This is a genomic window from Streptomyces sp. ICC4 (genome assembly GCF_003287915.1).
Lineage (GTDB): Bacteria > Actinomycetota > Actinomycetes > Streptomycetales > Streptomycetaceae > Streptomyces > Streptomyces tritrimontium.
This window is the reverse complement of the sequence record NZ_CP030286.1, coordinates 5,573,191-5,595,337: the sequence shown is the minus strand read 5'-3', so window position 1 is coordinate 5,595,337 and position 22,147 is coordinate 5,573,191. Positions and strand designations below refer to the sequence as shown.

23 protein-coding genes and 1 pseudogene are annotated in these 22,147 nt (G+C 72.1%); 10 read left to right on the top strand and 14 right to left on the bottom strand.

The window, feature by feature from the left end:
• Positions 1-41: 41 nt before the first annotated feature.
• Positions 42-701 (bottom strand): response regulator transcription factor, encoded by a 660-nt coding sequence (locus DRB89_RS26085; protein ID WP_308313410.1) that lies wholly within the window; start codon positions 699-701, stop codon positions 42-44.
• Positions 702-885: 184 nt separating this feature from the next.
• On the opposite strand from DRB89_RS26085, the pseudogene DRB89_RS26080 reads away from it, so the two are divergent.
• Positions 886-1,086: pseudogene (locus DRB89_RS26080) on the top strand (DUF3516 domain-containing protein); the annotation flags it as partial.
• A gap of 50 nt (positions 1,087-1,136) precedes the next feature.
• Here the strand turns inward: DRB89_RS26080 and DRB89_RS26075 are convergent.
• A complete protein-coding gene (locus tag DRB89_RS26075) occupies positions 1,137-1,898 on the bottom strand; it encodes an SDR family oxidoreductase (protein ID WP_112452120.1) in 762 nt (253 codons plus the stop codon).
• Between the two features lie 79 nt (positions 1,899-1,977).
• Between DRB89_RS26075 and DRB89_RS26070 the strand changes: the two genes are divergently transcribed.
• Positions 1,978-2,568 carry a TetR/AcrR family transcriptional regulator gene (locus DRB89_RS26070; RefSeq protein WP_112452121.1) on the top strand — a complete coding sequence of 197 codons (591 nt, stop codon included), beginning with the start codon at positions 1,978-1,980 and terminating at the stop codon, positions 2,566-2,568.
• 436 nt (positions 2,569-3,004) lie between these two features.
• The gene (locus DRB89_RS26065) at positions 3,005-4,474 is read left to right on the top strand and encodes a PAS domain-containing sensor histidine kinase (RefSeq protein WP_204358109.1); all 1,470 of its coding nucleotides are present in this window, start codon (positions 3,005-3,007) and stop codon (positions 4,472-4,474) included.
• 158 nt (positions 4,475-4,632) lie between these two features.
• On the opposite strand, the gene DRB89_RS26060 is transcribed toward DRB89_RS26065, so the two are convergent.
• Both DRB89_RS26060 and DRB89_RS26055 read right to left on the bottom strand, forming a co-directional pair.
• Positions 4,633-4,890: a WhiB family transcriptional regulator gene (locus tag DRB89_RS26060; RefSeq protein ID WP_004937597.1), complete on the bottom strand. Its 258-nt coding sequence runs from the start codon at positions 4,888-4,890 to the stop codon at positions 4,633-4,635.
• Positions 4,891-5,222: 332 nt separating this feature from the next.
• Entirely contained in the window at positions 5,223-6,188 is a 966-nt protein-coding gene (locus DRB89_RS26055; RefSeq protein ID WP_112452123.1) for a diacylglycerol kinase family protein, read from the bottom strand.
• Between the two features lie 85 nt (positions 6,189-6,273).
• On the opposite strand from DRB89_RS26055, the gene DRB89_RS26050 reads away from it, so the two are divergent.
• Positions 6,274-6,702, top strand: coding sequence for a hypothetical protein (locus DRB89_RS26050; protein WP_112452124.1), 429 nt, complete (start codon positions 6,274-6,276; stop codon positions 6,700-6,702).
• Positions 6,703-6,746: 44 nt separating this feature from the next.
• On the opposite strand, the gene DRB89_RS26045 is transcribed toward DRB89_RS26050, so the two are convergent.
• The 3 genes from DRB89_RS26045 to DRB89_RS26035 form a co-directional block, all read right to left on the bottom strand.
• Positions 6,747-7,799, bottom strand: a complete 1,053-nt coding sequence (locus DRB89_RS26045) for an RNA polymerase sigma factor SigF (protein WP_112452125.1) — start codon at positions 7,797-7,799, stop codon at positions 6,747-6,749.
• Positions 7,796-8,209 carry an anti-sigma regulatory factor gene (locus DRB89_RS26040; RefSeq protein ID WP_112452126.1) on the bottom strand — a complete coding sequence of 138 codons (414 nt, stop codon included), beginning with the start codon at positions 8,207-8,209 and terminating at the stop codon, positions 7,796-7,798. Before DRB89_RS26040 ends, DRB89_RS26045 begins: the two co-directional genes overlap by 4 nt.
• A 226-nt stretch (positions 8,210-8,435) precedes the next feature.
• Entirely contained in the window at positions 8,436-8,696 is a 261-nt protein-coding gene (locus tag DRB89_RS26035) for a UBP-type zinc finger domain-containing protein (protein WP_112454146.1), read from the bottom strand.
• A gap of 64 nt (positions 8,697-8,760) precedes the next feature.
• Here DRB89_RS26035 and DRB89_RS26030 point away from each other — a divergent pair, with 64 nt between their 5' ends.
• The gene (locus DRB89_RS26030) at positions 8,761-10,341 is read left to right on the top strand and encodes a Na+/H+ antiporter (RefSeq protein ID WP_112463435.1); all 1,581 of its coding nucleotides are present in this window, start codon (positions 8,761-8,763) and stop codon (positions 10,339-10,341) included.
• Between the two features lie 22 nt (positions 10,342-10,363).
• Here the strand turns inward: DRB89_RS26030 and DRB89_RS26025 are convergent, their stop codons facing one another.
• The 4 genes from DRB89_RS26025 to DRB89_RS26010 all read right to left on the bottom strand — a co-directional run bounded on the left by DRB89_RS26025 (position 10,364) and on the right by DRB89_RS26010 (position 13,825).
• On the bottom strand, positions 10,364-11,254 hold the full coding sequence (locus DRB89_RS26025; protein ID WP_112451954.1) for a pyridoxal-phosphate dependent enzyme: 891 nt from the start codon (positions 11,252-11,254) through the stop codon (positions 10,364-10,366).
• Positions 11,255-11,310: 56 nt separating this feature from the next.
• On the bottom strand, positions 11,311-11,901 hold the full coding sequence (locus DRB89_RS26020) for an N-acetylmuramoyl-L-alanine amidase (RefSeq protein ID WP_112451953.1): 591 nt from the start codon (positions 11,899-11,901) through the stop codon (positions 11,311-11,313).
• 92 nt (positions 11,902-11,993) lie between these two features.
• Complete coding sequence (locus DRB89_RS26015; RefSeq protein WP_112451952.1) at positions 11,994-13,190, bottom strand: globin domain-containing protein; 1,197 nt, start codon at positions 13,188-13,190, stop codon at positions 11,994-11,996.
• 182 nt (positions 13,191-13,372) lie between these two features.
• Positions 13,373-13,825 carry an Rrf2 family transcriptional regulator gene (locus DRB89_RS26010; RefSeq protein ID WP_112451951.1) on the bottom strand — a complete coding sequence of 151 codons (453 nt, stop codon included), beginning with the start codon at positions 13,823-13,825 and terminating at the stop codon, positions 13,373-13,375.
• Positions 13,826-14,053: 228 nt separating this feature from the next.
• Here DRB89_RS26010 and DRB89_RS26005 point away from each other — a divergent pair, with 228 nt between their 5' ends.
• The 5 genes from DRB89_RS26005 to DRB89_RS25985 all read left to right on the top strand — a co-directional run bounded on the left by DRB89_RS26005 (position 14,054) and on the right by DRB89_RS25985 (position 18,258).
• On the top strand, positions 14,054-15,460 hold the full coding sequence (locus tag DRB89_RS26005) for a family 2B encapsulin nanocompartment shell protein (RefSeq protein ID WP_112451950.1): 1,407 nt from the start codon (positions 14,054-14,056) through the stop codon (positions 15,458-15,460).
• 50 nt (positions 15,461-15,510) lie between these two features.
• A complete protein-coding gene (locus DRB89_RS26000; RefSeq protein WP_112451949.1) occupies positions 15,511-16,560 on the top strand; it encodes a family 2 encapsulin nanocompartment cargo protein polyprenyl transferase in 1,050 nt (349 codons plus the stop codon).
• Between the two features lie 160 nt (positions 16,561-16,720).
• Positions 16,721-17,311, top strand: coding sequence for a GNAT family N-acetyltransferase (locus DRB89_RS25995; RefSeq protein ID WP_112451948.1), 591 nt, complete (start codon positions 16,721-16,723; stop codon positions 17,309-17,311).
• 113 nt (positions 17,312-17,424) lie between these two features.
• On the top strand, positions 17,425-18,009 hold the full coding sequence (locus DRB89_RS25990) for a dihydrofolate reductase family protein (protein WP_112451947.1): 585 nt from the start codon (positions 17,425-17,427) through the stop codon (positions 18,007-18,009).
• A gap of 45 nt (positions 18,010-18,054) precedes the next feature.
• Positions 18,055-18,258: a hypothetical protein gene (locus DRB89_RS25985; RefSeq protein WP_112451946.1), complete on the top strand. Its 204-nt coding sequence runs from the start codon at positions 18,055-18,057 to the stop codon at positions 18,256-18,258.
• 49 nt (positions 18,259-18,307) lie between these two features.
• On the opposite strand, the gene snpA is transcribed toward DRB89_RS25985, so the two are convergent.
• From snpA to dacB, 3 genes are all read right to left on the bottom strand, one after another.
• Positions 18,308-18,970, bottom strand: a complete 663-nt coding sequence (snpA, locus tag DRB89_RS25980) for a snapalysin (RefSeq protein ID WP_112451945.1) — start codon at positions 18,968-18,970, stop codon at positions 18,308-18,310.
• A gap of 379 nt (positions 18,971-19,349) precedes the next feature.
• Positions 19,350-20,492 carry a zinc-dependent metalloprotease gene (locus tag DRB89_RS25975; RefSeq protein ID WP_112450446.1) on the bottom strand — a complete coding sequence of 381 codons (1,143 nt, stop codon included), beginning with the start codon at positions 20,490-20,492 and terminating at the stop codon, positions 19,350-19,352.
• Positions 20,493-20,551: 59 nt separating this feature from the next.
• Complete coding sequence (gene dacB / locus DRB89_RS25970; RefSeq protein WP_239516341.1) at positions 20,552-21,994, bottom strand: D-alanyl-D-alanine carboxypeptidase/D-alanyl-D-alanine-endopeptidase; 1,443 nt, start codon at positions 21,992-21,994, stop codon at positions 20,552-20,554.
• Between the last annotated feature and the right edge of the window lie 153 nt (positions 21,995-22,147).

Sequence of the window (22,147 nt, the reverse complement as noted above, 5' to 3'; positions counted from 1 at the left end):
GTCTGTCCGAATCCGGCCTTACCTGACAGGGTGTCAGTTGATCAAGATCTTAGGTAGGTGAGGACGGCCAGCACGCGCCGGTGATCCCCGTCACTCGGTGACAGGCCCAGCTTCATGAAGATGTTGCTGACGTGCTTCTCCACCGCTCCGTCGCTCACCACCAGCTGTTTGGCCACGGCGGAATTGGTCCGCCCCTCGGCCATCAGCCCGAGCACCTCGCGCTCGCGCGGGGTCAGCCCGGCCAGCACGTCCTGCTTGCGGCTGCGGCCGAGCAGCTGTGCCACGACCTCGGGGTCCAGAGCGGTGCCGCCCCGGGCCACGCGCACGACGGCGTCCAGGAACTCCCGGACATCGGCGACCCGGTCCTTCAGCAGATACCCCACCCCGGTGCTGGAACCGGCCAGCAGTTCGGTGGCGTACTGCTCCTCCACGTACTGCGACAGCACGAGCACGCCTATGCCGGGGTGGTCGCGCCGCAGCCGCACGGCGGCCCGCACCCCTTCGTCGGTGTGCGTCGGCGGCATCCGCACATCGGCCACCACCACGTCCGGCAGCGCGTTCTCCGCCGCCAGCTCCGCCACCGTCTTGATCAGGGCTTCCGCGTCCCCGACGCCCGCCACGACGTCATGCCCCCGGTCGGTCAGCAACCGGGTCAGGCCCTCGCGCAGCAGCACTGAATCCTCGGCGATGACCACCCGCACCCTGTCTTCCACGTCTTCGTAGCTCCCCGTGTCCACTTGTCCCCGTTTCCCTGACTCAGCCAAGCATCCCAGCCTCAGGCCCGGATCAATGCGGAGTGGGATCAACGTGTAGGGGTGGGGGCGGTGTTTTCGGGGTCGGAAGGGCCCGCTCCGCCGCGCGGGGCCGAAAGACAGGGCTTTCGCCCCCGAGGCCGGGGGCCGCACGATCCGCCTCCCCGTCGACCCCCAGCAGGACGTGGCGCTGAACCAGCCGCTGTCCACCTTCGCGCTCGCCTCCTTCGACCTGCTGGACCCGGGGTCCCCCTCCTACGCGCTGGACATGATCTCGGTCGTCGAGTCCACGCTCGACGCCCCGCGCCAGATCCTCGCGGCCCAGCAGAACAAGGACCCCGCTGCCGCTCCGGGTGGCGGCGGCGGGAAGGGGCGGCGGCCCCGCTACAGCAGCGCCAGCTGCAGGCCGCCCGTCGCGGAAAGGTGCTGGCCCGTGACCCAGCGGGAGTCGGGGGAGGCGAGGAAGGCGACCACGTCCGCGACCTCCTCCGGGACCCCGACGCGGTGGAAGACGGACCGGGAGGCGGCGTGCGCGCGGGCCCCCGGGTCCGCGAGCCAGTCCGCGTTCAGGTCGGTCGCGGTGATCCCGGGGCCCACCGAGTTCACCGTGATGTTCCGCGGCGCGAGCTCGGCGGCCAGCGAGACCGTCATCGCGTTCACGGCGCCCTTGGCCATGACCGTGGCGAGGATCGCCGGCAGCGCGATGTCCGGGGTGCCCGTCACGTTCACGATCCGGCCGCCGTCCCGCAGCCGCGCCAGCCCGTGCTTGATCACGAAGAACGGCGCCTTCGCGTTGAGCGCGTGCGCCCGGTCGTAGGTCTCCTCGTCCGTCGAGGCGATGTCCGCGAAGGCCGCCCCGCCCGCGTTGTTCACCAGGACGTCCACCTCCTCGGTGGCCAGCGGATGGGCCGCGTACGCCGCCCAGAGCGCCTGTGCGTCGCCCGGGACCCCCAGCTCCGCCCCTACCGCGAAGGCGCGGCCCCCGGCCGCCTCGATGGCGTCCACGGTCTCCTTGGCCGCCGCCTCGTTCCTCCCGTAGGCCACCGCGACCAGTGCCCCGTCCCGGGCGAGCCGCTGCGAGACGGCCCTCCCGATGCCCCGGCTGCCGCCCGTGACCAGTGCCGTCTTTCCGTCGAGCACGCCCATGGCGCGCCCCCCTTTCAATAGTGGTCGCTACAGAAAGGGACCGTACCAGATTCAGTAGCGAGCGCTATAGAATGCGTGCATGGTGACCGGACAGCGCGGCAGGCCCCGCTCCTTCGACCGCGACGCGGCACTCGGCAAGGCGATGTTCGCCTTCTGGGAGCACGGCTACGAGGCGACGTCGATCTCCGACCTGACCGCCTCGCTCGGGATCAGCGCGCCGAGCCTCTACGCCGCCTTCGGCGACAAGCGCAAGCTCTTCGACGAGGTCGTGGTGGTGTACGGCGGGCGGTACGCGGAGTTCGCGGTCATCGCCCTCGCCGAGGAGCCCACCGCCCGCGCGGCCGTGGGGCGCGTCCTGCGCGAGGCGGCCGAGATCTACACCGACCCGGCCCACCCGCGGGGCTGCATGGTGATCAGCGCGGCCGTCAACACCACCTCGGAGGAGGTCGCGGAGGCGCTGCGCGAGCGGCGCGAGGCCACCCTGGCGATGTTCGAGAGCCGGATCGGGGCCGATGTGGCCGCGGGAGCCCTGCCCGCGGGCACGGACGCGCGGACGCTCGCGCGCTACGCGGCGGCGGTGCTCCAGGGGATGTCCCAGCAGTCGCGCGACGGCGCGAGCAGGCGGGAGCTGGAGGCGGTGGCGGAGAGGGCCATGCTCGCCTGGCCGTGACGGCGGCGGGCGGCGCGCGCGAGGCCGGTGACGTGGGCGGCGCGGGCGATGTGGGCGGTGCGAACGGCGCGGGCGCGGGATCCGGCGCGGGATTCCTCTGGGCCACGGTGCCGAGCGGGACCCTCAGCCCGTCGGCACCGTAGCCCGGAGTACTTACGGCCGGCGGGTGTGCGGTGCCCGGCAGCCGTTTGGGGAGGTGTTCGCGCGGTCAGGGCAGAACGCGCGTCTTACCTCGATCCGTCCTCCTGTGCGGGGAGGGCGGAAGTCTGATGCAATTGTGGACTAGACCAATCTGTTCTGTCCATCCAATGCCGGGGCCCAACTTCCCGTCACTTCCTCCAAGCCTACGCGGAACCGGGCTCCGGTGGATACTCCGCGGTATCGCGCTGAGGAAAGTCGTGGCCCATACCCGGGGTACGCTCGCCACGTGCCCTCCATGAACGACCTCGTACGCCAGCACACCGCTCTCAGTGAAACCGACCTGGAGTGGCTCCATCTGCTGGTCTCGGAGTGGCAGCTGCTCTCCGACCTCTCCTTCGCCGACCTGGTGCTGTGGGTCCCCACCCTGGACGGCAGCCGGTACGTCTCCGTCGCGCAGATGCGCCCGAACACCGGCCCCACCTCGTACCAGGACGACATGGTCGGCCACCTGGTCCCGCGCGGCCGCCGCCCGCTGCTCGACGCCGCCCTCGATGAGGGCCGCATCGTGCGCGAGGGCGACCCGGAGTGGCGCGAGGAGGTCCCGGTCCGCGTCGAGTCGATCCCCGTGCGCCGCGAGGGCCGGGTCCTGGGCGTGATCGCCCGCAACACCAACCTGCTCACCGTGCGTACACCCAGCCGGCTGGAGCTCACCTACCTCCAGTCCGCCTCCGACCTGGCCCAGATGATCGCCGCGGGCTCCTTCCCGTTCCCCGGGCAGCAGGTCGACATGGACGCCTCCCCGCGCGTCGGGGACGGCCTGATCCGGCTGGACGCCGACGGGGTGGTCACCTACGCGTCCCCGAACGCGCTCTCCGCCTACCACCGCCTCGGCCTCGCCTCCGACCTGGTCGGCCAGCACCTGGGCAACATCACCTCCGAACTCGCCCCGTCCCGCGGCCCGGTGGACGAGGCCCTGGTCAAACTCGCCAGCGGCTGGGCGCCGCGGGAGACCGAGGCCGAGGGCAGCGGCGGGGTCATCCAGCTGCGCGCCATCCCGCTCAAGCCCAAGGGGACCCGGATCGGTTCCCTGGTCCTGTGCCGCGACGTCACGGAACTGCGCCGTCGCGAACGTGAATTGATCACGAAGGACGCGACCATCCGGGAGATCCACCACCGGGTGAAGAACAACCTCCAGACGGTGGCGGCGCTCTTGCGCCTCCAGGCCCGCCGGATGGATTCGCCGCAGGGGCGCGAGGCGCTGAACGAGGCCGTCCGCCGCGTCGGTTCGATCGCGATCGTGCACGAGACGCTCTCCCAGAACCTCGACGAGCGCGTCGAGTTCGACGAGATCGCCGACCGCGTGATCGCGATGGTCGCCGAGATCTCCCCGGGCAAGGTCGCCTGCCGGCGCACCGGCCGCTTCGGGATCCTGGACGCGGAGGTCGCCACCCCGCTGTCGATGGTGCTGACGGAGATCCTGCAGAACGCCCTGGAACACGCCTTCACCCAGGGGGAGGGCGGCACCGTGGAGGTGTCGGCGGCCCGCTCCGGCACCGGCCGGGCCGATGCCCGGCTGCTGATCTCGGTGGTCGACGACGGCTGCGGCCTGCCCGAGGGCTTCGACCCCCAGCGGGCCGGCAACCTCGGGCTGCAGATCGTACGGACCCTCGTGGAGGGCGAGCTCGGGGGAACCTTCGACATGGTCCCGGCCGAGCCGCGCGGCACCAAGGTGGTCCTCGACATACCGGCGAGCCCGCAGAAGTAGACGGGCGGGAGCTCCGGCCTGGTCACTCACCGTGACGCCATGGGCTCCGGACAGCACTGAACCCCGTACCGAATGGTTTTCGGTACGGGGTTCGAGAGCACGTTGCTGAGCGCTTATATGGGTACTACGCGCTGCGGCTCGAGGCTCGAAAGTCGATGTCAGGCGGTTGCGTTGCGCGCCCGATTGCGAGCGGCGCGGCGCTTCATCGCGCGGCGCTCGTCCTCGCTGAGACCGCCCCAGACGCCGGAGTCCTGACCGGACTCGAGCGCCCACTGCAGGCACTGCTCCATGACGGGGCAACGGCGGCAGACGGCCTTGGCTTCCTCGATCTGCAGCAGGGCAGGACCGGTGTTGCCGATGGGGAAGAAGAGTTCCGGGTCTTCCTCGCGGCAAACGGCGTTGTGACGCCAGTCCATGGCTGCTCCATCTCCTTGTATTGCGGGCAGGTTGCTTGTGAATGTGAACGCTTTCACGAATCCCCCCGTGAGGGAAGGGAGACCACCCAGTTTGGTCAAAAGCTCGCCCTGGGAGGCCGGAGATTCGTGGAGGGGTTCTGGCGGTCTGTGTGGGTGCCGGGTTCTGCGGGCTGTCCCGATCGCCATGTAGAGATTCGCAAACCTCGGACGGGGATACAACCCCTTCCGGAAAGTTTTTTTTGATTCGTCGGTGTCTACTAGGTCACAGCCCTACTTCGTGGGGGTGGACCGGCGTGTAAACGTTCGAGTGAAAGGACTTTGGGCCCTTCCGCTCACACAATCACACGCAGTGCACGGCGTACGCCTGTGAACCGAACGCTGGTACGCAGACCGAGGTGGTCTCCGTCCATCTGGAACGGAAGCGGAACCTTCGAATGCAAGGTGAAGTCCGTCAGATCGTGCAGAGACACCGCATGCTTGCCGTGCGGACCGCGCTCAGGAGTCGAGGTCAGGAGCTGTGTCGCGTACCGGGCGACCGCCGGAGTTGACAAACGGTCGAGCGCCAATACGTCAAGTGCGGTATCGAACGACGCCTCCGGAGAGGCATAAAGCGGACGATTGCCCAAATACGTCCAGGGTGACGTGTTGCACACTATCGACAGCACCAGGTCGGTCACCGGATCCGCGCCGGGGCGCTCCAGCGTGACCGTACCGTGCCGCCGGTTGGGCTCTTCCCAGAACTGGCGCATCAGCTGTCGTACATAGAGGGCGTGCGTCGAACGCTTGCCCCGTTCCCGCTGCTGCTCGACCCGGCCCACCACGCCCGCGTCGAAGCCGAGGCCCGCGCAGAAGGTGAACCAGCGCGCCGGCACCGACTCGTCCTCGGTACCCGGCGTACCGGCCGCCAGCCCCAGGCCGACCGTCCGCTCGCGCCGCTCCCGCAGCGCGTCCAGCAGCGCGCCGGTCGCCTCGACCGCGTCGTTGGGCAGGCCGAGCGCGCGGGCGAACACATTGGTGGAGCCGCCGGGGACCACGGCGAGGCCGGGCAGCCGGTCCGGATCGGGCCCCTCGTGCAGCAGGCCGTTGACCACTTCGTTGACGGTGCCGTCACCGCCCAGCGCGACCACCAGGTCGATCCCGGTCTCGGCGGCCCTGCGCCCCAGGTCCCGGGCGTGGCCGCGGTACTCGGTGGTGACCGCCTCCAGCTTCATCTCGCTGGCCAGGGCGTGGGTCAGGACGTCGCGCGTGCGCGCGCTGGTGGTCGTCGCTGCTGGGTTGGCCACGAGAAGTGCACGCATGGGCGCCAGCCTACCGACCCGTTCATACGCCGCCCATACTGGCCGTCCCCTCCGGGGCCGCGCGGCGCGCGGCTACCCTGCAGGGGTGAGTAAGAAGCCCAGTCCCACCGCGCCCGCCACCCCCACCGCGCTGCCCCGCCGGCTGACCGCGGCCGCCGCGCTCACCGCGCTGGAGGGACTGGCCCTGGCCGGCCTCGGCGTCTACATGCTGTACATGGGCGTCGCCGGCGACGTCGACTCCGTACGGCAGGCGGAGGCGGGCGGGATCACCTGGATCCTCGTCGCCGCGCTGCCCCTGTTCGCGGCGCGCGGGCTGCGCCTGGGCCGCCGCTGGAGCCGCGGCCCGACGCTGATCACCCAGCTGCTGGCCCTGCCGGTGGCCTGGAACCTGTGGACCGCCGGCGGGGCGATGGCCGTCGCCGGCGTGGCCCTGGCCCTGGCCGCGGTGGCCGTCGTGGGAATCCTGCTGAATCCGACGGCCACCGAGGCGCTGGGCTTCCAAGCGGGCGAATAGGAGCCCGGACAGCCCCTGCCCGGGGCTGTTCCCCGACCCCGGGGCTACTCCTCGACCAGGAGCTTCTCGCGGAGCTGGGCCAGGGTGCGGGCCAGCAGGCGCGAGACGTGCATCTGCGAGATGCCGACCTCCTGCGCGATCTGCGACTGGGTCATGTTGCCGAAGAAGCGCAGCAGCAGGATCCGCTTCTCCCGCGGCGGCAGCCCCTCCAGCAGCGGCTTGAGGGACTCGCGGTACTCGACCCCCTCCAGCGCCTCGTCCTCCGAGCCCAGGGTGTCCGCGACCGCCGGCGACTCGTCGTCGGTGTCCGGGACGTCCAGGGAGAGCGTGCTGTAGGCGTTGGCCGATTCCAGGCCCTCCAGCACCTCCTCCTCGGAGATGCCGAGGCGCTCGGCCAGCTCGTGCACCGTGGGGGAGCGGCCGTGCTGCTGGGACAGCTCCGCCGTCGCCGTGGTCAGCGAGAGCCGCAGCTCCTGCAGCCGCCTGGGGACCCGTACCGCCCAGCCCTTGTCGCGGAAGTGGCGCTTGATCTCGCCGACCACCGTGGGCGTGGCGTACGTGGAGAACTCCACCCCCCGGTCCGGGTCGAACCGGTCCACCGACTTGATCAGCCCGATGGTGGCGACCTGGGTCAGGTCGTCCAGCGGCTCGCCGCGGTTGCGGAAGCGCCGCGCCAGGTGCTCGACCAGCGGCAGGTGCATCCGCACGAGGCGGTTGCGCAGCTCGGCCTTCTCCGGCGAGCCGTCGGGCATCGCCCGCAGCTCGATGAACAGGGCCCGCGCGCCACTGCGGTCGCGCGGATCCGGCAGGGGAGCCGGAGCGGTGAACACCGGGGCCGCGGGGGCGTCCGGTGTGTCCGGGGCCGGGGCCGGCGGGGCCGTGGCAGCGGCCCCCGGTGGCTGGACCGGCAGTGGTTGGTCGTGCTGGTTCTCGCTCACAGGGCCCGCCCGTCGCTCCGCCGAGTCCAAAAAGCCGTTTTCCGCATCCGTGTCAGCCGGGTGCGGCCGGGCGTGCTGCTGCTCCGGAATGCCGCCGTCGACCTCGTGTCGTGCCCGGGGCCGATCCCCGCCCCGCACCGGGACCTCCCCGCCGCTCACGCCGGGCCTGGTCCCGCGCCGCGCTGTTTGTAGAGGCTGATGCTCACTGTCTTGTCCTCCTCGACCGTGGCCTCGACCTTCCCGGCCAGCGCCGAGAGGACCGTCCACGCGAACGTGTCGCGCTCCGGGGCCCGGCCGTCGGTGGTCGGGGCGGAGACGGTCACCTCCAGCGAATCGTCCACCAAACGGAAGACGCAGCTGAGGACGGAGCCGGGCACGGCCTGCTGGAGCAGGATCGCGCAGGCCTCGTCCACCGCGATGCGGAGGTCCTCGATCTCGTCGAGGGTGAAGTCCAAACGTGCCGCGAGGCCGGCCGTGGCCGTCCGCAGCACCGACAGGTAGGCACCCGCAGCGGGCAGCCGGACTTCCACGAAGTCCTGGGTCCCGGGCTCGCCTGCGATCTGGGACACCCTCACCTCCAAGGTGGTACGAGCTCTGTTCGCCGGTGACGCTATCGCGATCCGGGCGATCGTGTCGCGGTACCCCTGGGCGGAAGCGCAGGGCCCCGTCGAACATAGCTGGCCGAGCGGCCGCACCTGTGACCGGTGACTGATGGTAAGCCCATCGGTACGCACAGTGGCTAGGGGTCTGCGGGCCCAAATCAGGGGAACCGGCGGAGGGTTGACCTACCCCGCCTCAGACGATCGAACCGTCGACAAAACACCATCGCCAGGTCTCACCCGGTTCGAAGCTGCGCATCACCGGGTGGCCGCTCTCCCGGTGGTGCGCCGTGGCGTGCCGGTGGGGCGAGGAATCGCAGCAGGCGACGTGCCCGCACCCCAGGCACATCCGCAGCTGCACGGGATGGCTGCCGAGCGCCAGACATTCAGGGCACGTCTGGGCAAGGGGGATGGGCTCGGGGCGCGGCAGTTCGGGAACGTGGGTGCACTCGCTCATGATGGCCAGCGTACTGAGGCGCGGGCGCGCGAGGGCGATTCGAATCAGGCGAGGGTGATCTTCGATGGAGGTATTGCCGCTGGTGGCGCTCGTCGCCGGCTGTGCGGTCGTCGCGGGCGCGGCCCGCCGCACCCCGGTGCCCGCGCCACTGCTGCTGGTGGCCGTCGGGCTGGTCGCGGCGTACGTGCCGGGCGTGCCCGAGTACGGCCTCGACCCGCACGTCGTGCTGCCCCTGCTGCTCCCGCCGCTGCTGTACACGGCCGCCGTGGACAGCTCGTACCTGGACCTGCGGGCCAACCTGCGGCCCGTGGCGCTGCTGTCGGTGGGCTACGTGCTCTTCGCGACGCTCGCCGTCGGGTACGCGGCCTACCTGGTGGTGCCGGGGCTCTCGCTGCCGGTGGCGCTGGTGCTGGGCGCGGTCGTCGCGCCGCCCGACGCGGTCGCGGCGACGGCCATCGCGCGCAAGCTCGGGCTGCCGAACCGGATCACGACCATCCTGCAGGGCGAGTCCCTGGTCAACGACGCCACCGCGATCACCGCGTACAAGGTCGCGCTGGCGGCGGCGGTCGGGGCGAGCGCCGGCTGGACGGGCGGGATCGCGGAGTTCCTGCTGGCCTCGGTGGGCGGGGTCGGGATGGGCCTGCTGCTGATGGTGCCGATCCACGTGCTGCGCAGGCGGCTGCGGGATTCGCTGCTGCAGAACACGCTCTCGCTGCTGATCCCGTTCGTGGCCTACGCGGCCGCCGAGCGGGTGCACGCCTCGGGCGTGCTGGCGGTCGTGGTGGTCGCGCTGTACCTCGGGCACCACAACTGGCAGGTCGACTTCGCGACCCGGCTCCAGGAGGAGGCGGTGTGGAAGGTGGTCGCCTTCATCCTCGAATCGGTGGTCTTCGCGCTGATCGGGCTCCAACTGCCGGTGGTGCTGAAGGGGCTCGGGGAGTACGAGGGCATGGCCGCGGCCGGCTACGCGCTGGCGGTCTTCGCGGTCGTGGTGGCGGCCCGCTTCGCGTGGGTCTTCCCGGCGACGTTCCTGCCGAGGGTGCTCTCGCGGCGGATCCGGGAGCGGGAGCCGGAGACGAACTGGAAGGCGCCGGTCATCGTCGGATGGGCCGGCATGCGCGGCGTGGTCTCGCTGGCGATCGCCTTCTCCGTGCCGATCAGCGTGCCGCACCGGAACCTGATCCTGTTCCTGACGTTCACCACGGTGATCGGCACCCTGGTGGTCCAGGGCCTGACGCTGCCGCCGCTGATCCGCCTGCTGCGCCTGCCCCCGCGCGACACCCACGCCGACACCCTGGCGGAGGCCCAGGCCCAGAGCGAGGCCTCGCGGGCCGCGGAGGAGCGCCTGACGGAACTGCTGGCCGCACCGGCGAACGCCCTGCCGCCGCCGCTGGCGGACCGGCTGCGGACGGTGCTGGAGCGCAGGCGCAACGCCGTGTGGGAGCGGCTGGGCGAGGTCAACGCGGTGACCGGCGAGTCGGCGGACGAGGTGTACCGCCGGCTGGCCGGGGAGATGATCGCGGCGGAGCGGGAGGTCTTCGTGTCGCTGCGGGACGCGCGCCGCATCGACGACGAAATGCTGCGGGCCCTGCTGCGCCGGCTGGACCTGGAGGAGGCGGCGGCCTACCGCGAGGAGTCGGCGTAGCCGCGGCGCGGGATGTACCCCCCTACGGGCGGCCCGTGACGACCGCCGCCAGGGTGGTGCCCGGGGGGAAGGCGCCGGCCCGGGTGAGTTCGAGCAGGGCCCAGAGGAGCTTGGCCACGTAGATCCGCTCCACCGGCAGCCCGTGGCGGGAGGCGAAGTCCGCGGCGAAGGCCTCCAGGGCGTCGGGGACCCGGGCGTAGCCGCCGTGGGCGAAGCCCTCGGCGAGCGACCAGTCGCCCGCCGGGCCGCCGAACGCCGCCGCCTGGAGGGAACGTATCTCCGCCTCCAGGAACCCGCCCCCGACCACCGGGACGCCCACCGCCCGCTGGCCCGGGGCCAGCCCGGCCGCCAGCCCGGCCAGGGTGCCCCCGGTGCCGCAGGCCACCGCGGCGACGTCGCAGGCGCCCCGCAGTTCGTGGCCGAGCTCGGCGCAGCCCCGTACCGCGAGCGCGTTGCTGCCGCCCTCCGGGATGACGTAGGCGTCGGCCGCACCGGCCCGCGCGGGCAGGGCGGCCTTGTCCCGGTAGGCCGAACGGGTCACGAAGTGCAGCCGCATGCCGTCCGCCGCGCACCGGGCCAGCGAGTCGTTCAGCGGGCGCCCCGCGAGCTCGTCGCCCCGTACGATCCCGACGGTCGCCAGCCCCAGCAGCCGGCCCGCGGCGGCGGTGGCCCGCAGGTGGTTGGAGTAGGCCCCGCCGAAGGTCACGAGCTCCGTACGGCCCTCGGCGACGGCGGCCCGCAGATTCGGCGCGAGCTTGCGCCACTTGTTGCCGGGCAGCTCGGGATGGACCAGATCGTCCCGCTTGAGCAGCAGCCGCACACCGTGCCGCCCGAACCGCTCGTCGCGGACCTCCCGCAGGGGGGAGGCCGGCCGGGGCCGCAGGATCAGCTCGGGGTCGCCTGGACGGTTCACGCCCCCATTGTGTGCCGCCCGCGCGCCCGCCGTCGCACGTCAGAGCGGTGCGGGCGTCATTTCAGGCGTTCCTCGACGCGGGTGCGCATCGAGGCCATCGTGAAGCCCTTCGGGTCGATCTTGCCCGGCTGCCATTCGAGGTGGCCGACGACCGAGCGGGCGGTCCAGCCGTGGGCGCGGCACAGGGCGGCCGAGGCGCGGGCCATCGCGTCGAGTTGGGCCGCCGGCCAGGGGTCCTCGCCGTCGCCGAGGTTCTCGCACTCGAAGCCGTAGAAGTACCGGTTGCCGTCGGTGTCCGCCCGGTGGTCCGGGGGGAGGCGCTTCTCCGCGATCACCGCGGCCAGGACGTCGGAGTCGCCCGCCCCGGCGTGGTTGGCGCGGCCGTGGCCCACGAGGTGGACCCGGCCGTCCTTGGTGATCACGCCGTGGCAGAGCGGGCCGGGGAGGGCCTCGTCGCCGTCGCGGCAGAGCCGGACGGTGAAGGCGGTCCCGTGCGTGACGGTGTGGTGGAGCATCACCCCGTGCACCGGGCCCCAGGGCCCCTTGTGGTTGCGGTTGCGGGTGCGCCAGCCGCCGACTTCGACGACGGTCAGGCCCTCGGCCCGCAGGGCGTCGATGAACCGGTCCGCGGACAGGGGTGCGGACATGGCCGCCTCCTTGACTCTGAGTGAGGGGTACGTCACTCAACGTTTAGTGGAGGCGGCCATTCCGCCGCAAGGGCGCAAGACCGGCGCACGGCTCACGCGGAGGCGAGCCACAGGTCGGGGCCGAAGACCTCGTAGTGGACGTCCGCCGGCGCCACACCCTTGGCGATGAGCTGCTCGCGGGCCGCCCGCATGAAGGGGAGCGGTCCGCAGAGGTAGGCCAGGGTGCCCGGGGCGACGGGGACGGCGGCGAGGTCGAGGCGGCCCTCGTGGTCGCCGGGCTCCGCGTCGGCCTCGTACCAGAAGTGGGCCCGGGCGTCCGCGAGCTTGTGGGTCAGGGCCCGGTGGTCGGCGCGCAGGGCGTGGTCGGCGGGGGAGCGGTCGGCGTGCAGGACGGTCACCGGGGCCGTGTGCGCGGTGTCCGCCAGGTGCTCCAGCATCGAGAGCATCGGGGTGCAGCCGATGCCGGCCGAGGCGAGGACCACCGGCGCGGCGGAGTCCCGCAGGACGAGGTCGCCGTACGGGGCGGAGACGCGCAGGGTGTCACCGGTGCCGATCCGGGTGTGGAGGTGGTGGGAGACCTCGCCGTCGGGGCCGCCCGCGGCCGGTCCGTGGACCCGCTTGACGGTGAGGGAGCGGAGGGGTGATCCCGGGGCGCTGGAGAGGCTGTACTGGCGGATCTGGTGGGCGCCGTCGGGGAGTTCGACCTGGACGGAGACGTACTGGCCGGGCTTGAAGCCGGGCGCCGGGGCGCCGTCGGCCGGGGTGAGGTGGAAGGTGGCGCAGTCCGCGGTCTCCTCGACGCGGGCGGCGACCGTCCAGTCGCGCCAGACGTCGCCGGCCAGGACCTGCTGCTCGGCGTAGAGGCGCTCCTCGATGGTGATGAGGGCGTTCGCCATCAGCCAGTAGACCTCGTCCCAGGCCTCGGCGACCTCGGGGGTGACGGCCTCGCCGAGGATCTCGACTATGGCCTCGAAGAGGTGCGTGTGGACGATCGGGTACTGCTCGCGGGTGACGCCGAGGGAGGCGTGCTTGTGGGCGATGCGGTTCAGCATCACGTCGGGGCGGTCGTCCGGGTGGGCGACGAGGTGGGTCGCGAAGGCGGCTATGGAGCCGGCGAGGGCCTGCTTCTGGAGGCCGGCGTTCTGGTTGCCGCGGTTGAAGAGGTCGCGGATCAGCTCGGGGTGGGCCGCGAAGAGCTTCCCGTAGAAGAGCTCCGTGATGTCGCCGATCGCCGCGCCGACGGCGGGCAGGGTGGCTCGTACGGTCGCGGCCGACTTCTCGGAAAGCATCTGGGGGACTCCTCGCGTAGGGGTGGTTCGCGGAACCGGCTGCAGAACTGGCATATGAGATGCCTATTTTTGAAAACAGGCCCACAGGGTCCGCCGCGGTGCGTACTTCTGTTCGAAGGGTCTGTCGGGTTCAGGCTATGCGGGCCGGCCGGCGGTGCGAATCGGCCATTCGGCCCCCGTGGTCAGGGCCTTCCGGCCCCCGTCGATCCGCCCGAAATGCCCAGCAGGAGCGGACCGGTCGGGGCTGCGACCAGGTCGTTCACCGTCAGCGGGTCCAGTGAGGCGAAAAAGGCCTCCTGGGCCCGGCGCAGCGCGCCGCGCAGGACGCAGGCGCCGCGCAGCGGGCACGGCACGGTGCCGTCGCAGTCCACGACGTCGCCGGCGCCCTCCAGCTCGCGGATCAGTCCGCCCACCGAGGCGCCCCGGCCGGCGGGGGTCAGGGCGAGCCCGCCGCCGCGCCCGCGGCGCGCCTCGACCAGGCCGAGATGCTGCAGCTTGGCGACCACTTTGGCGGTGTGGGTGTACGGGACCTCCATGGTCGCCGCCACGTCGCGCGTGGTGGGGAGGTCCGTCTCCTCGACGGCCAGGCGCATCAGCACGCGCAGCGCCAGGTCGGTGAATCGGGTCAGCCGCATGGGTTCAGCGTAGAAAACTTGCATCCACGATGCAAATTCAAAACGGGTCCGCTTGTGGGGGTGGCCGGAACCGGTGGGGTTCGGGTGGCTCCTGGGGGGCCAGTTGAACTCTTGAGGGTGCCCAGCCACGGACGGAGTAGTCCCACCCTTTTGTGTAATGGTCCCACCACGGTGCGTACTGGAAAGCTTCCGTCCCGCAGATCCATGGAGTGATCGAAGGGGAAATACATGTCGGTCCAGGCAGGTTCCGAATCCGAGACCCAGGCGCCACAGCGGAGTCTGGGGACATCGGCCGCGCGGAACTTGGCAACCACGACCAAGTCCGCGCCGCAGATGCAGGAGATCACCTCGCGGTGGCTGCTGAAGATGCTCCCGTGGGTGTCCGTGCAGGGCGGCACGTACCGGGTCAACCGGCGGCTGAGCTACTCGGTCGGCGACGGACGCGTGGAATTCATCAAGACCGGCACGCAGGTGCAGGTGATCCCCGCGGAACTCGGCGAACTCCCGATCCTGCGCGATTACGACGACCCCGACGTCCTGACCGAACTGGCGGCGCGCTGCCACCAGATCGATTTCGAGGCGGGCCAGGAGCTCACCTCCTTCGGCAGCCCGTCCGACAAGGTCTTCCTGCTGGCCCACGGCCGCGTCGACCAGATCGGCACCGGCCCCTACGGCGACGACGCCGTCCTGCAGACCGTCGCCGACGGCGCCTACTTCGGCGAGGACGCCCTCGTCGACGAGGAGGCCATCTGGGAGTACACCGCCCGCGCCGCCACCGCCGGCACCGCGCTCGTCCTCTCCCGCCAGGACTTCCAGATCCTCGCCGACCGCGTCGAATCGCTGCGCGCGCACGTGGACTCCGTACGGTCCCTGCCCGACCAGCGCACCAACAAGTACGGCGAGGCCGCGATCGACCTCTCCGCCGGCCACCAGGGCGAGGCCGTGCTGCCCGGCACCTTCGTGGACTACGAGGGCCGCCCGCGCGAGTACGAGCTCTCCATTGCACAAACGGTCCTGCGGGTCCACACCCGCGTCGCCGACCTGTACAACCAGCCGATGAACCAGACCGAGCAGCAGTTGCGGCTCACGGTCGAGGCGCTGCGCGAGCGCCAGGAGCACGAGATGCTCAACAACCGCGACTTCGGCCTCCTGCACAACGCCGACTACGACCAGCGCATCCAGCCCCACGACGGCGCGCCCGGCCCCGACGACATGGACCAGCTGCTCAGCATGCGGCGCGGCTCCAAGTTCTTCCTCGCGCACCCCAAGGCCATCGCCGCCTTCGGCCGCGAGTGCAACAGGCGCGGGCTGTACCCGGAGTCGGTCGAGATCGGCGGGCACCGCGTGCCGTCCTGGCGCGGGGTCCCGATGTTCCCGTCCAACAAGATCCCGATCAGCGACGCCCGTACGACGTCCATCCTCTGCATGCGCACCGGCGAGGACGAGTCCGGCGTGATCGGCCTGCACCAGCCCGGGATCCCGGACGAGATCGAGCCGAGCACCTCGGTGCGGTTCATGGGGATCAGCGAGCAGGCGATCATCTCCTACCTGGTCACCGCCTACTTCTCCGCCGCGGTGCTCGTGCCCGACGCGCTCGGTGTCCTGGAGAACGTCGAGATCGCCCGCTGGCGCTGAGCCGGCCCTAGCAGAGCACCGGGGACGGGACAGGACGGGACGGACAGGCGATGTCGACCACTGAGGCGATCACCATCGGGGAGGGGCGGGAAGCCGCCGCCCTCCTCGAACGGACAAGAGAAACGGTCAACCCGGCCCTGCGCCGGACCGTCGAGAGCCTGCCCGGCTCCATGCGGCGCGTGGCGATGTACCACTTCGGATGGGAGCACGAGGACGGCACCCCGGCCGCGGGCAACGCCGGCAAGGCGATCCGGCCCGCGCTGGTGCTCGCGGCCGCCCAGGCCCTGGGGGGCGAGGGAAGCGTGGGGGAGGGCGTCGTACGGGCCGCGGTCGCGGTCGAGCTGGCGCACAACTTCACGCTGCTGCACGACGACGTCATCGACCGCGACGCCCGCCGGCGCGGCCGGGCCACGGCCTGGACGGTCTTCGGGATACCGGACGCGATCATCACGGGCGACGCCGTGATGGCGCTCGCCCTGCGGCTGCTCGCCGAGGACCCGCACCCGGCTTCGGCGGCGGCCTCGGCCCGGCTCACGACCTGCGTCATCGAGCTGTGCGCGGGCCAGCAGGCGGACTGCGCCTTCGAACGGCGGCCGGACGTCTCGCTCGACGAGTGCCTGACCATGGCGACGGCCAAGACCGGGGCCCTGCTGGGCTGTGCGTGCGCGCTCGGCGCGCTGTACGCGGGGGCCGGCCCGGACGAGGTCGACGCGATGGACGACTTCGGGCGGGAGGCCGGACTGGCCTTCCAGCTCATCGACGACCTGATCGGCATCTGGGGGGACCCCGGCCACACCGGGAAGCCCGCCGGGGCGGATCTGATCGCCCGCAAGAAGTCCCTCCCGGTCGTGGCCGCCCTCACCTCGGGCACCGCGGCGGGGAAGGAGCTGGCCGACCTCTACGCGGGTCCCATGACCGCGGACGACGTGAGCCGGGCGGCCGACGCGGTGGAGCGGGCCGGCGGGCGGGACTGGGCGCAGGCCCATGCCGCCGACCGGATGGGCCGGGCGGTGCAGCAGCTCTCGCGGGCCGTTCCGGACCTCGGGGCGGCGGGCGGGCTGCTGGCCCTGGCGGAGTTCGTGACGCGGCGCACGAAGTGAGCGCGGCGGGGTGACCGCGCGACCGCGCGACCGCGCGACCGCTCGCGCGGCGCCGAGGCCGGTTCCGGCATCCCATGATGCCGGAACCGGCCTTTCCGCTGGTGTGGCCCAACTCTAGGATCGCTCCGGGTTGTTGATGACCGAGCGAAGGGTGTGACCAGTGGTGCTGGAGATACGTCAGGCGGATCAGTCGGACCGGGACGCGGTGGCGCGGCTGCTCGACGAGGCCTTCCGCACGGATCCGGTGAGCAGCTGGGTCTTCCCGGACCCGGAGCACCGGGCGGCGGTGCACGGGAAGTTCCTCGGCGTCTTCGTGGACGTCGCGCTGGCCGAGGGCCGCGTCGACCTCGCGGCCGACGGTTCGGCGGCCGCGCTGTGGCTGCGGATCCCGGCCGGTGAACCGGAGGGCGAGGACGAGATCCCGGCGAAGATGCGGGCCGTGGCCGACCCCGACAACGAGCGGTGCGAGCTGGTGGGCCGGCTGACCGGCGCCGTGCACCCGACCGCCGAGGAGCACGAGTACCTGCTGATGATCGCGGTCGAGCCGGGCCGGCAGGGCGAGGGACTGGGCGGGGAGCTGATCCGGCCGGTGCTGGAGCGGTGCGACCGCGAGGGGGTGCCGGCGTACCTGGAGGCGAGCAGCGAGCGCAGCGGCCGGCTCTACGAGCGGCTCGGTTTCGAGCACACGGGCACGCCGGTGCGGCTCCCGGACGGGCCGCTGATGTGGCCGATGTGGCGCAAGCCGAGGTGACCCCGCGAACCCTTGGACTCCTTACCCTTGGACTCCTTGTGTGACTACTTCACCTGAAGTACTTTGACTGGCGTGCCTCGATGGGGGTGCACTGCCGAACGGAAGAGAATCGCTTGCGCAAGCTCACGTACTTCATCGCCACCACCGTCGACGGGTTCATCGGAGCCCCCGACGGCGACGGCGATTTCTTCTACGCACACCTGGACGGCGAGTTCATCGAGCACCTGAAGGCGGAGTACCCCGAGACGATCTCCGCCCAGGGGCGCGTCCGGCTCGGCCTCGCCGACACCCCGCCGAAGCGCTTCGACACGGTGCTCATGGGCCGGAACACCTATGAGCCGGGCCTCAAGGCCGGGGAGGCCAGCCCGTACGGGCACCTGCGCCGGCAGTACGTGGTCTCGCGCTCCCTCACCACCGCCCCCGACCCGGCCGTCACGCTGATCGGCGGCGACATCGCCGCCCGCGTGCGGGAGCTGAAGGCCGAGGACGGGCTCGGGATCTGGCTGTGCGGCGGGGCGGACCTCGCCACCCAGCTGATCGACGAGATCGACGAGTACGTGGTCAAGACCTACCCCGTCCTCGCGGGCACCGGCATGCCGATGTCGCGGGCCGGCTTCGGGGTCCGCCCGCTGGAGCTGACCGGCGCCACGGTCCTCGGCGGCGGCCAGGTCGTCACCTCGTACGCCGTCAGGCGCTGACCCTCCCGGCGGTCCAAAAGCGCGGAACCGGCCTACCGTGGAGGTATGGCAGGCGAACAGCGGCATCGCGGTGAGAGCGTTACGGTCGCCCCGCGAGCCGGACACGACCAGCAGACGTGTCCGGCCTGCGGGCAGCCCGTGGAGACGGTGGTCAGCCGCCGCAAGTCCCTCGGGATCTTCGTGCCGCGGTGGAGCCCGGGCCCCTGCGGGAACCCGGACTGCACCGCGTACGCACCCGTGGAGGCCTGACCCCGGAGACCGGCGGTCCGACCTCCGCGGGTCAGGCCCCGCCGGGGTCTCAGCCTTTCGCGTCCAGGCCCGACGCGACGAGGCCGTTGGCCCACAGCTGGTTGACGCGCGAGCGCTCGGCGGAGTTCGGGTTGGCGTTGGTGCACGAGGTCCCGGGGCCGCCGCCCGACATCAGCTCGCTGCACGGGCCCGAGTAGTGGTCCGGCAGGCCGAGCACGTGGCCGGTCTCGTGAGCGGTCACACGGGTGGAGTTGTACTGCTGGTTCTGGCGGTAGTCGAGGAAGATGTAGCCCCGGCCGTGACCGTCCGTGCTCGCGTAGGAGCCGCGCGAGTCGTTGCCCTCGTAGTACGAGAAGTTCCCGCCCGAGGACACCTCCTGCAGCCTGACGTTGGCCACCGAGCCGTTCCAGATCTGCGTGGAGCGGGATATCTGGGTGCGGAAGCTCGGCGCGTTGCGGGTGTTGTAGGTGACGGTCACGGCCGCCAGGCCCGGGTTGGCGGCGCGCTGCTCGGCCACCGAGCGCCGGACGGCCTCGAAGAAGGCGCGGTTCGCGGCCTGGTTCTCCTGGGAGCGCTCGTACGCGGCGTACGAGCTCGGGCTGCCGGCGGGGGAGGCGGCGGCGGCGGTCGTGCCCGGTACGACGGCGCCGAGGACGGCGGCGATGCCGAGGCCGACGGCTGCGGACATGGTGGTCCTGCGGGAGTGGCGCATGTGGGGGGACTCCTGCTCATCCGGTGCGGGGGGGGGCCTACGCGGGGTGCGGGAGCGGGTCGGTCGGTGAGGTCGGTGAGGACGTCGTGGAGTGCGCGGCGGACCGCCAGGCGTATCGCCGCGACCGCAGGATGGGGACCCATGTGCCGGTGCCCTTCGGTGGAGTTCGGATGCCTCGGAGGCGCTCGGGAGGCGTGGGGGAGGGTGCTGTGCCGGGTGCTGTCCGGTTTCCCCCCGCGGACGGGGGGTTGTCACTCAGAGTGCGATGATGGTGACAGAACCGAGCCGTTCCCCGAGCATCGCACGCCCTTCCACGCCCCACGGTCCCTCGGACGGGTGACGCTGCTTCCCCCAGAGGGACATCTTCACGCCTCTCCCGTCACACCTCTTCGCTCTGTTCGCTCCCCTTGCGGTGGACACGGGCGACCCAGTCCGCGGGCTTGGCGATCTCCGCCTTCGTCGGCAGCGTGTTCGGCGAGGTCCAGACCCGGTTGAAGCCGTCCATGCCGACCTGGCCGACGACGGCGCGGACGAACCGCTCCCCGTCGCGGTACTGGCGCATCTTCGCGTCGAGGCCGAGCAGCTTGCGCAGCGCCCCGTCGAGCCGGCCCGCTCCGCTGGCCCTGCGCTGCTGGAACTTCTCCCGGATCTCGGCGACCGAGGGCACCACCTCGGGCCCGACCCCGTCCATGACGAAGTCGGCGTGGCCCTCCAGCAGGGACATGACGGCCGTGAGCCTGGCCAGCACCTCGCGCTGCTCGGGGGTCTGGACGAGCTCGACCAGCGAGCGGCCCTCGTCGCCGCCCTCCGCCTCGGGGCGGGCTCCGGCGAAGGACTGGGCGGCCTCGCGCAGCCGCTCCAGGACGGTCATCGGGTCGACCTCGGTGGCGCCGAGGAACGTCTGGATTTCGCCCTCGATGTGTTCGCGGAGCCACGGGACGGCCGTGAACTGGGTACGGTGCGTCTCCTCGTGCAGGCAGACCCAGAGCCGGAAGTCGTGCGGGTCCACCTCCAGCTCGCGCTCCACGTGCACGATGTTCGGCGCCACGAGCAGCAGCCGGCCGCCGGCGGCCGCGCCCGGCAGGTCCAGGGCGGCCGGCGCGAAGGTCTCGTACTGGCCGAGCACCCGGGAGGCCAGGAAGCTGAGCAGCATGCCGAGCTCCACGCCGGTGACCTTGCCGCCGACCGCGCCGAGGACGGCGCCGCCGGGGGTGCCCGCGCGGCGTTCCTGCATCTTGCCGAGCAGCGGTGCCAGGAGCTCGCGGAAGCCGGCGACATTGGCCTTCACCCAGCCGGCCCGGTCCACGACGAGGACGGGGGTGTCGGGCGGGGCCGAGCCCTCGGGCATCATCCGGGTGAACTCGCGCACGTGCCGTTCGGAGGTCTTGGCGTGCCTGCGCAGCTCCGCCACGACGGCGCGCGCCTCCTCCCGGCTGACCTCCGGGCCGGGCCGAACCAGCCGGGTCGCGGTCGCCACCGCGAGGTTCCAGTCGACCATCTCCGCACCACCGATGCTCGTCATGCGTCAACCGTACGTGGACCGGCGCGCGGGCGGGATCCCCCGGCGCGGGCGGCCCTGCGCTAGGAAGCCCCGGCCACGGCTGCCGCGAGCCTGTCGAGGCCCTTCTCGGCGGCGCCCGCGTCGGCGGTGTTCGCGGTCAGGAACGCGAAGGCGAGCAGTCGGCCGGAGGGGTCGACGACGGTGCCGGCGAGGGAGTTCACACCGGTCAGGGTGCCGGTCTTGGCCCGGAGCAGGCCGGCCGCCGGGGAGCTGCCGGCGTTGCGGGTGCGCAGGGTGCCGGTGAAGCCGGCGACGGGCAGTCCGGTCAGGACGGGCCGCAGCTCGGGCCGCTGCGGATCGGCGGCCTTGGCCAGGACGGCGGTCAGCAGTCCGGCGCTGACCTTGTCCTCGCGGTTCAGCCCGCTGCCGTCGGCGAACCGGGAGCCGGAGGTGTCGACGCCGATCGAGGCCAGCTTGGCGCCGAGCGTCTTCTCCACGCCTTCGAAGCTCGCGGGCGCTCCGGCGGCCAGCGCGGTCTGGCGGGCCAGCGCCTCGGCGATGTCGTTGTCGCTGTGGGTCAGCATCCGCTCGACGAGTCCGGCGAGCGGGGGCGAGAGGGTCTCGGCGAGCGGTACGGCGCCGGCGGGGGCCTTGGCCCGGGCGGGCTCGCCGGTCACCTTGACGCCGCGTTCGGCCAGCAGGGCGGCGAAGGCGCGGGCGGTGTCCCGGGAGGGGTCCTCGCTGCGTCTGACGGGTCCGGAGAAGGACTCGTCGGGGCGGCCCTCGTCGGCCGTCAGGGCCGTGACCGGGGCGATGTTGTCGTTGACGCCGATCGGGTGGCGGGCCGGGCCGGTGTAGAGGGAGTCGTCGTAGCCGAGGGAGACGCTCTCGGTGCCGGCGGCCTTGAGCGCCTGCGCGGTGTCGGCGGCCAGGGCGACGAGGCTGCCGCCGGAGCCGGCCGGGGCCTTCTTCTTCGCGGTGAGCGAGGGGTCGCCGCCGCCGACCAGGACGATCTTGCCGGGGCCGGCTCCGGGCGCCACCGTGGTGCGGATCCGGTGCTCGGGGCCGAGCGCGGCGAGCGCGGCCGCGGCGGTGGCGATCTTGACGGTGGAGGCGGGTGTCATGGCCTCGCGGGAGCCGGACTCGTAGAGGACCTCGCCGGTGGCGGTGTCGACGACGGAGGCGCCGCGGGCGGTGCCCAGGGACCGGTCCGCGAGCAGCGGGCGCAGCGCGGCGGCCAGTGATCCGGCGTCCACGGTCTCGGCGCGGGTGCCCGTGCCGGCGGGGGCGGACCGTACGCCGGGGAGCACTCCGGGGGCGCTCGGGGCGGCCTGGGGCTGCGCTCCGTCCCCGCCGCGACCGTGATCTGCGCCACCCGTACGGCCCCAAGAGGCGGCCTCGTCCCGCTCGGCCTTACGCTGGCCGGAGTCCCAGGGACCCGCGGCGGCGACAGTCGCGGCCGACAGGGCGAGGCCGGCGACGGCCGACACCGCGATGAGCTGCCACGTCTTGACCAATGGCACCTCGGACCAGCCCCTTTCGCGATCACACATATGCGTGAGGGACACTTAACCACTGCGTCTTGCCGCGAGCATGGCACCCCACCCGACAGGGCCGGGGCGCCCGCGCACGCAGGTGAATCAAACGCAGTCTCGAAAGCAATGAAGCTGATCATG

Bases quoted from the DNA above. Each gene is read 5' to 3' on its own strand.
- DRB89_RS26075 (WP_112452120.1), bottom strand. From the start codon at position 1,898: ATGGGCGTGCTCGACGGAAAGACGGCACTGGTCACGGGCGGCAGCCGG.
- DRB89_RS26070 (WP_112452121.1), top strand. From the start codon at position 1,978: ATGGTGACCGGACAGCGCGGCAGGCCCCGCTCCTTCGACCGCGACGCG.
- DRB89_RS26065 (WP_204358109.1), top strand. From the start codon at position 3,005: ATGAACGACCTCGTACGCCAGCACACCGCTCTCAGTGAAACCGACCTG.
- DRB89_RS26060 (WP_004937597.1), bottom strand. From the start codon at position 4,890: ATGGACTGGCGTCACAACGCCGTTTGCCGCGAGGAAGACCCGGAACTC.
- DRB89_RS26055 (WP_112452123.1), bottom strand. From the start codon at position 6,188: ATGCGTGCACTTCTCGTGGCCAACCCAGCAGCGACGACCACCAGCGCG.
- DRB89_RS26035 (WP_112454146.1), bottom strand. From the start codon at position 8,696: ATGAGCGAGTGCACCCACGTTCCCGAACTGCCGCGCCCCGAGCCCATC.
- DRB89_RS26030 (WP_112463435.1), top strand. From the start codon at position 8,761: ATGGAGGTATTGCCGCTGGTGGCGCTCGTCGCCGGCTGTGCGGTCGTC.
- DRB89_RS26020 (WP_112451953.1), bottom strand. From the start codon at position 11,901: ATGTCCGCACCCCTGTCCGCGGACCGGTTCATCGACGCCCTGCGGGCC.
- DRB89_RS26015 (WP_112451952.1), bottom strand. From the start codon at position 13,190: ATGCTTTCCGAGAAGTCGGCCGCGACCGTACGAGCCACCCTGCCCGCC.
- DRB89_RS26010 (WP_112451951.1), bottom strand. From the start codon at position 13,825: ATGCGGCTGACCCGATTCACCGACCTGGCGCTGCGCGTGCTGATGCGC.
- DRB89_RS26005 (WP_112451950.1), top strand. From the start codon at position 14,054: ATGTCGGTCCAGGCAGGTTCCGAATCCGAGACCCAGGCGCCACAGCGG.
- DRB89_RS26000 (WP_112451949.1), top strand. From the start codon at position 15,511: ATGTCGACCACTGAGGCGATCACCATCGGGGAGGGGCGGGAAGCCGCC.
- DRB89_RS25985 (WP_112451946.1), top strand. From the start codon at position 18,055: ATGGCAGGCGAACAGCGGCATCGCGGTGAGAGCGTTACGGTCGCCCCG.
- snpA (WP_112451945.1), bottom strand. From the start codon at position 18,970: ATGCGCCACTCCCGCAGGACCACCATGTCCGCAGCCGTCGGCCTCGGC.
- DRB89_RS25975 (WP_112450446.1), bottom strand. From the start codon at position 20,492: ATGACGAGCATCGGTGGTGCGGAGATGGTCGACTGGAACCTCGCGGTG.